The 13,809-nt window shown below is 57.7% G+C and carries 15 protein-coding genes; 1 reads left to right on the top strand and 14 read right to left on the bottom strand.

Going from position 1 to position 13,809, the window contains the following annotated elements:
• Positions 1–11 precede the first annotated feature (11 nt).
• The 10 genes from pheT to AC0V6N_RS14420 form a co-directional block, all read right to left on the bottom strand.
• Positions 12–2,426: a phenylalanine--tRNA ligase subunit beta gene (gene pheT, locus AC0V6N_RS14465; protein WP_486172239.1), complete on the bottom strand. Its 2,415-nt coding sequence runs from the start codon at positions 2,424–2,426 to the stop codon at positions 12–14.
• On the bottom strand, positions 2,423–3,523 hold the full coding sequence (gene pheS, locus AC0V6N_RS14460; protein ID WP_486172238.1) for a phenylalanine--tRNA ligase subunit alpha: 1,101 nt from the start codon (positions 3,521–3,523) through the stop codon (positions 2,423–2,425). The genes pheT and pheS overlap by 4 nt, the downstream gene beginning before the upstream one ends.
• A 75-nt stretch (positions 3,524–3,598) precedes the next feature.
• Complete coding sequence (locus tag AC0V6N_RS14455) at positions 3,599–4,495, bottom strand: helix-turn-helix domain-containing protein (RefSeq protein ID WP_486172237.1); 897 nt, start codon at positions 4,493–4,495, stop codon at positions 3,599–3,601.
• Positions 4,496–4,584: 89 nt separating this feature from the next.
• Entirely contained in the window at positions 4,585–5,511 is a 927-nt protein-coding gene (locus AC0V6N_RS14450) for a helix-turn-helix domain-containing protein (protein ID WP_486172236.1), read from the bottom strand.
• A gap of 184 nt (positions 5,512–5,695) precedes the next feature.
• Positions 5,696–6,055, bottom strand: a complete 360-nt coding sequence (gene rplT, locus AC0V6N_RS14445; RefSeq protein ID WP_486172235.1) for a 50S ribosomal protein L20 — start codon at positions 6,053–6,055, stop codon at positions 5,696–5,698.
• A 23-nt stretch (positions 6,056–6,078) separates the two neighbouring features.
• On the bottom strand, positions 6,079–6,282 hold the full coding sequence (rpmI, locus tag AC0V6N_RS14440) for a 50S ribosomal protein L35 (protein ID WP_486172234.1): 204 nt from the start codon (positions 6,280–6,282) through the stop codon (positions 6,079–6,081).
• 361 nt (positions 6,283–6,643) lie between these two features.
• Positions 6,644–7,096 (bottom strand): gamma-glutamylcyclotransferase family protein, encoded by a 453-nt coding sequence (locus AC0V6N_RS14435; protein WP_486172233.1) that lies wholly within the window; start codon positions 7,094–7,096, stop codon positions 6,644–6,646.
• Positions 7,093–7,488 (bottom strand): hypothetical protein, encoded by a 396-nt coding sequence (locus AC0V6N_RS14430; protein ID WP_486172232.1) that lies wholly within the window; start codon positions 7,486–7,488, stop codon positions 7,093–7,095. The genes AC0V6N_RS14435 and AC0V6N_RS14430 overlap by 4 nt, the downstream gene beginning before the upstream one ends.
• A gap of 170 nt (positions 7,489–7,658) precedes the next feature.
• The gene (locus AC0V6N_RS14425) at positions 7,659–8,420 is read right to left on the bottom strand and encodes a preprotein translocase subunit SecD (protein WP_486172231.1); all 762 of its coding nucleotides are present in this window, start codon (positions 8,418–8,420) and stop codon (positions 7,659–7,661) included.
• Entirely contained in the window at positions 8,420–9,214 is a 795-nt protein-coding gene (locus AC0V6N_RS14420; protein WP_486172230.1) for an inositol monophosphatase family protein, read from the bottom strand. The genes AC0V6N_RS14425 and AC0V6N_RS14420 overlap by 1 nt, the downstream gene beginning before the upstream one ends.
• A gap of 122 nt (positions 9,215–9,336) precedes the next feature.
• Here AC0V6N_RS14420 and AC0V6N_RS14415 point away from each other — a divergent pair, with 122 nt between their 5' ends.
• Positions 9,337–10,314: an AraC family transcriptional regulator gene (locus tag AC0V6N_RS14415; RefSeq protein WP_486172229.1), complete on the top strand. Its 978-nt coding sequence runs from the start codon at positions 9,337–9,339 to the stop codon at positions 10,312–10,314.
• 5 nt (positions 10,315–10,319) lie between these two features.
• Here the strand turns inward: AC0V6N_RS14415 and AC0V6N_RS14410 are convergent, their stop codons facing one another.
• From AC0V6N_RS14410 to glpX, 4 genes are all read right to left on the bottom strand, one after another.
• On the bottom strand, positions 10,320–11,255 hold the full coding sequence (locus tag AC0V6N_RS14410; protein WP_486172228.1) for a ribose-phosphate pyrophosphokinase: 936 nt from the start codon (positions 11,253–11,255) through the stop codon (positions 10,320–10,322).
• A 119-nt stretch (positions 11,256–11,374) separates the two neighbouring features.
• Positions 11,375–11,818, bottom strand: a complete 444-nt coding sequence (locus AC0V6N_RS14405) for a hypothetical protein (protein ID WP_486172227.1) — start codon at positions 11,816–11,818, stop codon at positions 11,375–11,377.
• Between the two features lie 112 nt (positions 11,819–11,930).
• Positions 11,931–12,719 carry a hypothetical protein gene (locus tag AC0V6N_RS14400; protein WP_486172226.1) on the bottom strand — a complete coding sequence of 263 codons (789 nt, stop codon included), beginning with the start codon at positions 12,717–12,719 and terminating at the stop codon, positions 11,931–11,933.
• Between the two features lie 25 nt (positions 12,720–12,744).
• The gene (gene glpX, locus AC0V6N_RS14395; RefSeq protein ID WP_486172225.1) at positions 12,745–13,779 is read right to left on the bottom strand and encodes a class II fructose-bisphosphatase; all 1,035 of its coding nucleotides are present in this window, start codon (positions 13,777–13,779) and stop codon (positions 12,745–12,747) included.
• Between the last annotated feature and the right edge of the window lie 30 nt (positions 13,780–13,809).

Raw genomic sequence — 13,809 nt, 5'->3', positions numbered from 1 at the left:
CCTGAGCGGGCTTACCCGCGCAGCTCCGCTCCCCGTTTGGCGGCAGCCGCAACGATGGCATCAGCAATCGCTTTTAGCTCAGCATCCTTGAAGCTCTTTTCCTGCGGTTGCAGCTTCACTTCGATGGCTATCGACTTCTTGCCTTCGGGAACACCTTCGCCCGTAAATACATCAAACACATACGCAGCGGTGATATTTGCTTTATCGGACCCACGCACCGCCTTGAGCAAGTCCTCGGCCGCGAGCTCGGCAGGCACCAAGAATGCAAAGTCGCGTGTAACGGCTTGCAGCGCAGGTGGTGTGAAGCTTGGCCGTGCAAAGCTTACCGGTCCCTTCGCTGCTTTCTTGGCAGGGATAGCGTCGAGATACAGCTCGAGCGCTGCGGCCGGACCATCCATATCGAAAGCTTTCAGCGTTGCCGGATGCAGCATGCCAAAGCGCGCAAGCACCTTTTTAGGACCAAGCCGCAAAGTTGCCGATTGACCAGGGTGGAACTGGGTTCCGGTCCCCTCAGCCACTGGCTCCATCACCATTAGCCTATCCGCTGGAGCGCCCGCAGCACCCAGCAGCGAAATAGCCATTGCCTTGGCATCGTAGGCATCAAAGTGTGCAGCTTTGCCAGAAGCCCAGCTGCGCCCAGTCTTCTCACCAGCAAGCACCACGCCCAAAGTCGGGCGCTCATCGCTCAACCCATCTTTGCCACGAAAGTAACGGCGGCCAAGCTCAAACAGCTTTGTGGAACTGGCGCCGTGATCCGCATTGCGCTTCGCAGCGAATAGCAGGCCGGGAATGAGCGAAGGACGCATTGCCTTCATGTCTTCGCTGATCGGATTGTCGAGCACCCAAAGCTGCTCTCCTTCAGGCGCGAAGTGCTCGGCTGCATCGGTCGGCAGGAATGACCAAGTGACTGCCTCGTCCAAACCGTTGCCAGCCGCCGCGCGGCGCACTTTACGTTCCAACACTTGCTGCGGTGTGGCGGTTGGGCGTGCGACACCGTCCATACGCGGCAAGGCCACGCTTTCAACCTTGTCGAGGCCGTGAATACGCACAACCTCTTCGACCAGATCAGCTTGCCCTTCAATGTCGTGACGGCGCAACGGGCACGTCAGCTGCCAGTTGCCATCGACCGCAAAGCCGAGGCTTTCGAGGATACGGCGCTGCTCATCTTCAGCAACATCCACCCCGCCCAATTTGGCGGTCAGCGTTGTGTCGAAAGCGATGGTCTTAGCAGTATTCGGAGGCGATCCAGCTTGTACCGCTTCCGATGCACTCCCACCTGCCAGCTCGACAATCAGACCGGTGAGAAGGTCCAGACCCTCCTGCAAGAACGCGGGATCAACGCCGCGCTCAAAACGTGTGCGAGCATCAGAGGCAAGGCCAAGTTTGCGGCCTGTCACACCGATGAGTGCAGGGTCGAAATAGGCAATCTCAAGCAGCACATCCGTGGTCTCGTCTTGAACACCTGAATGCTCGCCACCCATGATCCCTGCAATATCGTGAACCTGCGTATCATCCGCGATCACGACCATGCTTTCTTCAAGCGTGTAGGTCTTTTCGTTCAGAGCAATGACTTCTTCACCCGCCTTGGCCCGCCGCGCGACAACCGCTCCAGAGAGCTTAGTGAGGTCATAAACGTGCGCTGGACGGCCAAACGCCAGCATCAGGTAATTGGTGAGGTCCACCAGCAGTGAAATCGGTCGCTGACCGGCACTCTGCAAACGCTGCTGCAGCCAATCGGGTGAAGGTCCGTTTTTCACACCCGTGATCACGCGGCCGTAGAATGCGGGGCATCCTTCGGGATCGTCCGTGCGGATTTCGACAGGGCATGCGCCTTGGCTTTCGAACTTGGGAAAGGCGATAGGTTTGAGCGTTCCAAGGCCCGCTGCCGCCAGATCGCGAGCAATGCCGTAAACGCCCATGCAATCGGGGCGGTTGGGTGTGATTGCCACGTCAATTATCGGCGATGAGCCGTGATAGTTCGCAAAACCGTGACCGACGGGCGCGTCATCGGGAAGCTCAATGATCCCATCATGATCTTCGCCCAGTTCCAGCTCGCGCACAGAGCACATCATTCCGTTGCTTTCGACCCCGCGAATGGCGCTCTTGCGAAGCTCCATGCCATTCGATGGAACGACAGCGCCCGGTTGACCCAGAACACCCTTCATCCCTGCACGCGCATTGGGAGCGCCGCAAACAACCTGCAAAGGATCGCCTTCGCCGGTGTCGACGGTCAGCACTTGCAGCTTGTCTGCATCCGGGTGCTTTTCAGCTGTCAGGACATGAGCAACGGTGAAGCCCGCCAGCCGCTCTGCTGGGTCTTCGACGCCTTCAATCTCAAGTCCAATGGCAGTGAGCGTATCGGTGATTTCTTGCAGGCTCGCCTCAGTTTCGAGGTGGTCTTTCAGCCATGTGATCGAGAACTTCATGGTCGCGCTCCCACACCAGCGGACAGGGTCGGCTGATCATAGGGCGAGAAGCCGTAATGGGTCAGCCAGCGCGGATCACCGTCGAAGAAGGCGCGCAGATCGTTCATTCCGTATTTGAGCATTGCGATCCGGTCGATGCCGAGGCCAAAGGCAAAGCCTTGGAACTCATCAGGATCGATTCCTGCAAATTCAAGCACACGGCGGTTCACCATCCCGCTACCGCCCAGCTCCATCCAATCATGACCCTGCTCTTCACCGTGTCCGCCCACAACGCGGCGACCGCCTTCGTTGGAATAGCCGACATCAACCTCAACCGACGGTTCGGTGAAGGGGAAGTAGGACGGGCGAAGGCGCAGCGTGATGTCCTCACGTTCAAAGAACGCTTTGAAGAAAGTTTCCAACGTCCATTTGAGATGGCCCAAGTGGATGTCGCGGTCGATCACCAAACCTTCAACCTGGTGGAACATCGGGGTGTGCGTCGCATCGCTGTCTGAGCGATAGACACGGCCTGGCGCGATCAGTCGGATTGGAGCGCCCTGCTCTTTCATCGAACGGATCTGGACGGGGCTCGTGTGCGTGCGCAGCAGCATCTGTCCGCCATCGGGCGCCGCATCCGGAAAGTAGAACGTGTCATGCATCGCGCGCGCAGGATGGCTTTCATCCATATTGAGCGCGGTGAAGTTGTGCCAATCGTCTTCAATCTCAGGACCGGTAGCCACAGCAAAACCAAGGTCAGCGAAAATCTCCGCCAGTTCATCCATCACCTGGCTCACTGGGTGAATGGAACCCTGCGGCATGTCTGGTCCGGGCAATGTGAGATCAATCGTCTCGTTTGCCAATTGCGCTTCCAACGCAGCGCTCTCAAGGTCAGCCTTCTTCGCTTCGAGTGCCTCGGCGACTTCCGCACGCACCGCCTGGATCGCGGGAGCTGCGTCTTTGCGCTCGTCCGGGCTCATCTGGCCAAGGGTCTTTAGCGCGAGGCTAACCCAACCCTTTTTGCCCAGCGCCGCAACGCGCTGCTCCTCTATCGTGTCCAGCGATGTTGCAGCAGCGATTGCGTCGAGCGCTTGTTGCTTTTGCGATGTTAGTTCAGTCATGTCCGAGCCTGCTTCACGTGAGCGGGTCCGCTAGCGCCTATTGCGCTCAAGTGCAAAGCTGCAATGGGACTGTGATCACGATTCCATGCGTGATGGTTCATGAAGGCCCTGCACCGCCTCGCCTGCGATCTCCATTCTTGCCCTTGCAGCTGCCATCAGAAACGGCTTGTTCGTTTTGGCATAGGCGGAGGGACTCATGCCCATGAACCGTTTGAAATCACGTACGAAATGCGCCTGATCGTGGTACTGATAGTCCAGTGTGCTCAGCCATTTGAGCGACGGGTCGAGCATGAATTGGGCAAGGCTTCGCAGGAAGCGTTGGCGCCTGAGCAGCAGTTTGGGCGTAAAGCCGAAGGCGCGCTTCGACAATCGTTCTAGAGAGCGAATATTCATGCCAACGCGCTCTGCCAACTCGGCCACGGTGGCCAGCTCGGGGTCGACCAGCGCCGTATTGATTGCGTTTATCGTGTCAAAGGCAGCGCAGGGCTGGGTCGAGAGCTGCGCCATATGCGCCTCTATCAGTGCCAATTCTTGCGCAAAGTCACCGTCACATTGCGCAAGAGCCCGCGCCAATGGTGCAAAGCTGGCGAATGCTGGATCTTTCATGCCGTCTGTCATACGGTCCGCATAGTCGCTTGCATGGACATTAAATAAGCAAGCCCAGCCAAGCGGCATCAGACCAATACCCCAACCTCTACCGGTGCCATTCTGAAAGCGTGCAGCCTTGCTGGTTGGGCCAGAGACGCAGAAGGCGGGAGCTGGTGCCAGCGGCCCATCCCCAATCGCCGTTTGCGACCACCCCTTTTTCATAAAGCGCAAATTTGCCCATTCCGGATGAAGGTAATCCTCCAGAACCGGCTCGTTCGGGGACGTTTGCACATCAGATCGGTAGTAGGTGGTCACATAAGGCGCGAGTTCAGGACTCGGTAGCGCAAAGCGTATGGATACAGCGTTTCCCAGTTCCGATTGCATTACGCCGCTTTGCTTTGCCTGTACCCCATAATCAAAGCGACGTTAGACATGGTGGACTGAGTATGAAACCCGCAAAGTGATGGGATCACTCACGCCCCATCGTCGCGTTTGGGTTCATCAAGCGTTTGTGCAGCGCTCCCCCAAACGCGCGCACGCGCTTCCATAAAGGATGAAAGGATGGGGTGATCGAGCGCGGCATAGGCGCTGGGCGTCATCGTCATGAATTCTGTGAACTCACGCGTGAACTGCGCCTGATCGTGGTATTCCTCATCCATCGCCTCAGTCCACCTTGCGCCGCGCGTGAGCATGAAGCTCGATAGGCTGCGCATAAAGCGTTGGCGGCGCATCAGCAGCTTTGGCGAGAAGCCGAAATAGCGATGGCACATACGTTCCAAAGTGCGGATGCTCATCCCGCATTCGCTGGCCAGATCGCCGACCGCCAAATGCTCCCCGCTCACCAAAGCGGTGTGGATGCGCATGATCTTGGGTTCGTCTCGATTGGGCTGCATCATTGCGCCAAGCTGCTCTTGCGCGAATGCCAATTGCTGTTCGCTGCTGACCGACGGATCGCACAACACATCTGCAAAATGGGCAAAGCGTGAGAAAGCGGGATGCGTTGCCCCATCTGACACCGCATTGGTAAGCTCGGTTGCGGGCACATCCATGAACCGGGCCCAGCCAAGCGGAAGGAAGCCAATCCCCCACATACGCGTTTTGCCGAGCAGGAAGTGGCAGGGGCGCGAACTTGGGCCTGTGGCAGTGAAAGGCGCCCGGTCCGAGACATGTCCATCAATCTCAGCGCGCGGGGCGTTGTGCGCAAAGAACCGGATATTGCCCCATTCGGGCTGCAGATAGTCGTCTACCTGCTGCCCATCCTCACAATCGATCGCGAGCTGGTAAAAAGTCGTGAAGCACCCATCAAACTGAGCTGGCGGCGCATAGAAGCGTGCACGCACTGAAACGCCGGCTTCTTCATCAGCCGACTTCGCCTCCGCTTTCACGACAAAGCTATCCATATGTTCCCCCATGCAATGAACCATGGCGGACTTGACGCAATTGTACAAGTTACTTGGCGGATTTTTACAAGCGAGCCGGACAGATTGAGCCAAATCTGCGACAAGCATGCAAAAAGGGCCTCAGCGCATTCACGCTAAGGCCCTGTTGCACACGCAATCCTGAGTAGGAAAGCGGAGTGTTTGGTTATGCAGGCAGCGCTGACTTTGCCTGAGCGATGATCGCTTTGAACGCTGCTTCTTCATTCATGGCAAGATCAGCCATGACCTTACGGTCAAGCTCGATACCAGCCAGTTTCACGCCGTGCATGAACTGCGAATATGTCAGACCTTCAGCGCGCACTGCTGCGTTGATGCGCTGGATCCAAAGCGCGCGGAAGCTGCGCTTCTTCGCCTTACGGTCGCGGTAGGCGTATTGGCCTGCCTTCTCGACCGCCTGACGGGCGATACGGATGGTGTTCTTACGGCGACCGCGATAGCCCTTGGCTTGATCGAGGATCCGCTTGTGCTTTGCGCGTGTGGTCACGCCGCGTTTAATGCGAGGCATATCTCTATCTCCTGTCTATGCGATCAATCGAGCCCGTAAGGGGCCCATTTCTTGACCGTCTTGGCATCAGGATCTGAGATCACCGAGGTGCCGCGGTTCTGGCGGATATACTTCGCATTGTGGTGGGTCAGACGGTGACGCTTACCAGCGACGCCATGCTTGACCTTACCGGTTGCGGTGATTTTGAAGCGCTTCTTCACACCGCTTTTGGTCTTAAGCTTGGGCATTTTCATCTCCTTTGATCAGAGACACGTTTGACCGGCCCTGGCAGCCCTTGTCGCCAGGCAGGCCTTTCGATTCGTGTCGTTGAAGACGCGCCACATAGGGCCGGGTGCCGCGGTAGGCAAGCGATTTCAGGGGCAAATGCCTCGGGAAAGCCCGCTACGATGGACCGCGCAAGTGTACCCTTTGAAAATATTCGGTTTGCCTGCAAGCTTCTGACAAGAAACGTTTTTCCGCCAAATCGTGAAGCGTAACTGTGACTTTCCGATTTTTGGAGGTCGAGACAAGTAGAGGGAGAAACGGCAAAAGCATCACAGTTTATTGCCAAAAAAACAGCGCAGTAGGAAAATTCTGACGATCGCTCCGTCAGCCTCCCGAATAGGCTTTACGCCCGGTTTCCTTAAGCCACTGCGCAAAATCACCGTTGGCGATCAGCTCAGCGCCCTCGGGCAACTCCGCTGTCCAAATATAAGCGTCTGCCAGCGTGTCGCCATAGCCGTCCCAGCCATCAACCGGGATCGCTTGGCGGGTGTAGTCCGCGCCCTCAAACGCATCTATCGCCGCAATATCGACTGCCCTCGCCTCGTGGATCGCTCCGTGAATAACGGTCGAATAGCGCGCCTGTGTCAGGATCAAGGCCGGATGCCAGCCATGCGGCGTTGGAATGGCATAAAGCGCCCCTTGTACCGTCGCCAGCGCGCCAAGGCCAAGCCCGGTCAAGAACGGCCAATCGCCGTCATCTGGGCCAAGCCCTTCTTGTAAGACGCCATAGAAGAAGAGGTGCGATGGTTGCCCCGCAGATGATTGGGATCGTGTCATCGCGGCTCAAACCCACCGACAACAATGTTCAGCGATGGAATGATCGTCAGCGAATATCGACCGTCCTGTGCGACATAGCCGCCCTCTCGAAAAGCATGGTCGATCAAGCGTTCACCATCGAATTCTCTGGTCTTTAGACAGGTTTGCCCCGCCATTCCCGTGTCACGGCCTTCGCCAAGGTAAGCGAATTCCGGTGCCTCCATCCAGACAACGGTCTCATCGGGGTGAAACCGATATTCGTAATTTAGGAATTCCGGTCCCTCTGACACGATCCGTTCTGAAACCTCAGTTGGGATTCTAATCACAAAACTATAGCCCCCGCTGATCAGACGATCGCAAACGTCGTACGCAACGAAGTCGCCAGCCTGCAGCTCGGCTGGCAGGCTATCCATTATCTTTGAGCGCTCATTGTACCTGACCGCCTGACAGGTCCCCAATAACAGCACTGCCACCAACAGAATGAAGGTAAGACATCCTTTTAGAAAGGACCGGTCACTGGGAAGCTCCAAGCTGTCCGTCATGCCATCCTACCGAGCTCGATTTAAGCCGCCACCCACTCGCCTCAATCCAGCTCGCGCTCTTCGATCAGGGTGACGGGCGCTGGCAGTGCACCGGTTTGCAAAGCAATGGCGAGCCGCTCAGCCTCTTCCCATGTGAAACCGCCAGAGATTTGCACTGCACCACCCACAATCGGTTCATTCACAATTGGAGCGGTCAGTACTTCTCCATCCAAAACAATGGCAATCGGTCGACCGACATTCTCGCGGCTCATCTTTGCAAATCGGCGCGTCCCTTCATCGTCAAACTGAATATTGATCACGGGCTGACTGGAGTTTGGATCAAAATCGGCGCGCGCATCTATGATCAGGTGACCGCGCACTGCGCCCAAACGCCGCACGGCAACTGGCACGCCATCACGTGAAGGGAGAACCTCGCTGCCCGGAGGGGCAATGCCCTCCAGCAATTGATCGTAGGGGACGTCGGGTTCGACCGTGCGGATCGCAATCTCTCCGGTCACGCCGATCGCGGCCTTGATGATCTCAGAGGAATTGGCCCCCGACACATCGAGAACGAACCGGCCCTCGCGCGCGAGACTCGATTTGTGGAGCGTAAGACCCGATCCCTCAATCCGGCGGGCCAGCACCTGGCGTGTGGCTTCATTCAGCTCTTCGAGGTCCGCGTCCTCAGCAATTCGCTCTGGCTCGATTTGCAGCACATATTGATGCGTTGGCCCGGTAAGAGCGGCGACCTGATCACAGGCGACAAGGCCAAGGCTCGCCAGTCCAACCAAGAATGCCGCCAGAATTCGCCCAATCATCTGCATCACCCCATCGCCTCTAATACATCTTCGAGCCGCGCCGGATCGCCTAGCGCGATGACATCTGCTCCGCCTTTGGCTGCGCTTTCGGCGTCGAGTGGGTTGCCCATCCAATCGCTCATCGTGCCGCCTGCTCCTTCGACCACAGGCACCAAAGCGGCGTAATCATAGATCGCTAGGCCAGCTTCGCAAATCACATCGAGATGCCCACCTGCAAGCAGTCCGTAATTGTAGCAATCGCCGCCATAGACGATGGTGCCTTGCCGCTTGTTGCCACCGACCGCTTGGGCCAGCTGCATGTACGGTTCGGCCTGATCAGCAGTGAAGTAATGCGGGCTGCTGGAGGCGAGCACTGCCTCTTCGAGAGAGCGGCAGGTGCGGCTATTTACCGGCTTGCCGTTGAACGTCGTGCCCTCTCCGATCCGGCCTACCCAGCGCTCACTGGCAATCGGCTGGTCAATCACGCCGAGCACCGGCCAACCATCCTGCATCAAGGCGATCAGGGTGCCAAATATCGGGCGTCCGGCCATGAAGCTGATCGTTCCGTCAATCGGGTCGAGCACCCATTGGCGCCCCGCGCTTTCATTGCGGGCGCCATATTCCTCTCCAATGATCCCATCATCGGGGCGATGCTCTTCAATGATCGCGCGCATCGCGGCCTCGGCGGAGCGGTCCGCTTCAGTGACGGGTGAAAGATCAGCCTTTCGCTCATGGCTCCATTCTCCGCGAAACATGGGGCGGATCACCTCGCCCGTCGCATCAGCGAGGGCATTGGCAAGCTTAAGGTCTTCTGGGGTCATGAAAGGCGGTCTCTTTGAGCAGGATTGACGTCACAACCGACTAAAGCGCAATCGGGCTGCAAGCCACCGTTATTACATAAGATAGTGACAGAATGCCGCCATTTGGGCACAGGGTACGGGCAATGGGCAGCACCTCCGACAGCAATAAAACCACAGGCGAGCCGCGTTTGCGCTCCGTCACCGGTGTGACTGAGGACGGAATGCCGCTTGCCATCAATCGGCCAGCCGATGAACGTATTCGTCCGTGGGTGAGCAGAGCCATGGTGGCCTTTGCCTATGACCGTTCGGGCGAACACGTCTATGGCCAGCTTTGCAACGACAGCGCGTATCTGCGCACCGCCGTTGGCGTTGATTGGACGGCAGGGACAGCCGACGGCCCGCTTGAATTGCGCGACGAAACTTTCCTGTGCGGGCAGCACTCGCAAGTTATGCCCCTGCGCCATCGCGGCGGTATCAAAGTCGCAGGGTTGATGCTGCGTCCGGGAGCCTTGCGCGCACTGTTTGGCCTGGACGATGCAGACATGCTGGATCGGATTACATCTGTCGAAACCGCAGGCATCCAAGACCGGGTGGTGACGGGGCTGTTTAATCTGGAGCTTGATCCCGAAGAATGGCTGAACGCGCTCGAGAACTGGCTGGCCGATCACGTCGAGGCCAAAGGCGTCAAACCGCCTGATCCGATAGCTCAGGCTCTGGAATTGCAAGCCTTTGTGGATCCCAATTGCGTACTGAGCGAATTTGCGCAGGAGCAAGGCGTCACTCCGCGAACGGTCGAGAGAATTGCGAAGCGCGATTTCGGCCTAACGCCCAAGCAAATCATGCGGCGTGCACGCATCCTCGATCTGGCAGCGCGACTTTGCGGAGTGGCCGATGATGAGGAAGAGGAGATCATGCTGCGCTTCTTCGATCAGGCGCATCAGATCCGTGAATTTCATGCCTTCTTCGAAATGACGCCGGGTGAGTTTTTGACCAAACGCTCCGGCCTGCTGACGCTCAGTCTGGAAATCAGGCAGGCACGGCGTTTGGAATTGCTTGATCGGATCAGGCCGGGTGCTGTGCGCCCGTGGATGCGCCGCGAATTTCGCGACGCCGCCGAATAATCCAATTAATCAAACAGGCTCGACACGCTGCTTTCATCCGCAATCCGCCGGATCGCTTCGCCAACCAACGGAGCGATAGTGAGCGCGCGGATACGGTCGGATTCAATCGCGGCCTCGGTCAATTGGATCGAGTCTGAGATAACCAGCTCTTCCAGCTTCGAGCCGTCAATTCGCGCCACAGCTCCGCCGGACAGCACGCCATGGGTGATGTAAGCGGCGACCGATTTAGCACCGTTCTCCAGCAAAGCTTCGGCAGCGTTGCACAGGGTGCCGCCGGAATCGACGATATCGTCGATCAGGATACAGTGACGCCCTGCGACCTCACCGATAATGTTCATCACTTCGCTTTCACCGGGGCGATCACGGCGCTTATCGACGATGGCGAGTGGGGCGTTATCAAGCCGCTTCGCAAGAGAGCGAGCGCGGACCACACCGCCCACATCGGGTGAAACCACCATCAACTCTCGCTCACCATAACGCGCCTGAATATCGGCGGCCATGACGGGCGCGGCGTAAAGGTTGTCGGTCGGGATATCGAAGAAGCCCTGAATTTGGCCCGCATGTAGGTCCACCGCCAGCACACGGTCAGCGCCTGCCTCAGTGATGAGATTGGCGACAAGCTTGGCAGAAATCGGCGTGCGCGGGCCGGGCTTCCTGTCCTGGCGGGCATAGCCAAAGTAAGGGACCACTGCTGTAATACGCTTGGCAGACGCGCGGCGCAGCGCATCGATGCAGATCAGCAATTCCATCAGGTTGTCGTTCGCCGGATAGCCTGTAGGCTGAACCAAAAACACGTCTTCGCCGCGCACATTTTCGTGGATCTCGACAAAGATTTCCTCATCCGCAAAGCGTCGCACGCTTGCGTCGGTCAAAGGGATTTCGAGATAGGCTGCGATAGCGCGCGCGAGCGGCAAGTTTGAATTGCCTGACATGATCTTCATGGAAGCGAATCCCCGTCCGTGATGTGATGGAGACTCGCCTAGAGCAGCGTCATGCAAATGCAACAGAAGGAAGGGGGGTTGTCGTCAGCCCAGATCACGCATCGTTCAAATTGCAGGGTTCAAATTGCAGGTCGCGCTTCAACCGAAAGATCGAGCGGGATTTGCGAGATGTTTTTAAGCGCAACATTGATCTTACCGTTCACCGGTTTGAAGCCGACGCCCGCTCCGTGTAGCCCTTCGGCATATGTCCCGCTTGATACAATTCTCGAACCGTCGCTTTGATAAATGCCCGCACAGTTTGGCAATGGGAAAGCCATCGGGTCCTCGCGCTCACCTTGGCAAGCGAGTACTGTATCGTTGTCGCCTTCGTGACGCCAGCTGATCATCATCTGCTCGTCCGCTTCGAAGGTGTAGTTTTTGACCTCCCCCGGCGCGAGGCGGACTGTGCCGTCATTGCTGTCGCTAGCGCTCTGAGAGCCGCCCTCAGGCGCGCCTTGCGAACACGCGGCAACGAGCATGCTTGTGGCCAGCACCAAGGCTGATTTTTTTTGAAGAAACTTCATTCTAGCACCCCCTAAATTCATGGGAGGGGTGTTAGCGCATGGGTTTCTAAGGTGAGGTTAAATTGCGAGCCGCCTAGAATTTGGCGAGGAGCTTTCGAGTTCAACGCTTACATCAACTCGCCTCCGAGCTCAGAACGGACCAAGCGTACAGGAGTATGCTCCGATCTTCGTCATCGACATACTTTGGCGCTCCCAAAGCTAATGCTGCGTCCTGAAGGGCGGAGCTCGCACTTGACCAAGGTTCAACCAACTCAAGACCACCGTCTAGTTCGACAACAGCATTGCTTCCATCGAGCTCTTCAGCCCGATTAAAGATTGCATCATGGATAACTGAAAGACCCATATTAATAGGCGATCTTGGCCAATGCGGTTCCTCACTGGTGACAGGCTTGCTGGCGAGTTCGGCTCGCAGACGTTTGCCGTAACTGGCCGCCCACCTTTTCCTCGTGCGTTCATGCGCTGCAGCTGCGTCGCAATGCTGAGCTTTGGAGAGCAACTCCGCTTGTGCTCTAGTTAACCCGCTCGCCTTAGTGATGATTTGAACAACCTCGCAACCAAGGTCGCCGAAGAGTAATGCTGGATCTTCTTTGGCAAGAATTTCAACCGATATGCAGCGTGTATAGCGCGCATAAGCGCGCGGCGCGCCTCCATGGCTTTTTTGATCTTTCGCATTGGCAGCTTCGACGATCCTCACTTTCCACAATTGGCCTGGCCATTTTGCGACTAGCGCGGTTTCGAGCGCCTCGTCGACAACGATCCATGGCGGCCCTCTCCCCTCGACGCGGACGGTCTCGCCGACCTCAGCCTCACTCATCCCACGGTCATGCTCGTCAGCAACATAAACGTAGCCGACGCGGCCATGAGGCCTTTCGGAGAAGAGGCTATGTAGCCACTTCAACATTCAAGAGGCTCGACTTCTAACCCAATCAACTCCGGTGCGGGGTGATCCTGTGCTCGCCTTTGATCCAGCGCACGGTGCCTGAACTGGCGCGCATTACCACGCTGTCGGTGGTCATAATCGTCGCGCCGGTTGACTTTTTGCGCTTCTTCACACCGTCGAGCAGCGATCCTGAGGTCACGCCTGTCGCAGCAAAGATGCAGTCGCCTTTGGCAAGGTCATCGAGTTTGTAGATGCGATCGAGATCGGTGATGCCCCATTTCTTGGCCCGCGCTTTCTCGTCGTCATTGCGGAAGAGCAAACGACCGTTGAACTGGCCGCCGACACAGCGAAGAGCGGCTGCTGCCAGCACGCCCTCGGGCGCGCCGCCTTGGCCCATATAGATGTCGATCCCGGTGTCTTGGTCGGTCACGGCGATAACGCCTGCAACATCGCCATCACCGATCAAATGCACACCGCAACCCAGCGCGCGCAGCTCCGCGATCAGCGCAGCATGGCGCGGACGGTCGAGCACGCACACATTAATGTCGCCGGGCGCTTTGCCTTTGGCGGCGGCAACCGCCTCGACATTTTCGGTCGCGGTCTTGGCAAGGTCGATAACATCGGCGGGCATGCCTGGGCCAACCGCCAGCTTATCCATGTAGACGTCGGGCGCATTTAAGAGGTCGCCTTCCTCAGCGGCTGCCAGAACGGCCAGCGCATTTGGGCCAGCCTTGGCGGTGATGGTGGTCCCTTCGAGCGGGTCGAGCGCGATATCAATCTTCGGGCCCTTACCCGGCGCGCCGCCAACCTTCTCACCAATATAAAGCATCGGCGCTTCGTCGCGCTCGCCTTCACCGATAACGACGGTGCCATCCATGTAGAGATTGTCGAACGCCCGGCGCATCGCCTCAACGGCGGCGGCATCGGCGGCTTTCTCATCGCCGCGCCCGATCAATTGCGCAGCGGCAACCGCCGCAGCCTCCGTCACGCGGACCATTTCGAGCACGAGCACGCGATCAATCGCGTTCTCTTGGTCCTGGTCTTTCGTTGCCAGAACATCTGTGTCAGAGGGGGTGTTCATGCGAAATTCAGTCCTTTTGGTGTGTGCCTG

The sequence above is a fragment of the Erythrobacter sp. S57(2025) genome, assembly GCF_057365055.1.
This window is presented reverse-complemented; position numbering and strand designations above follow the sequence as displayed.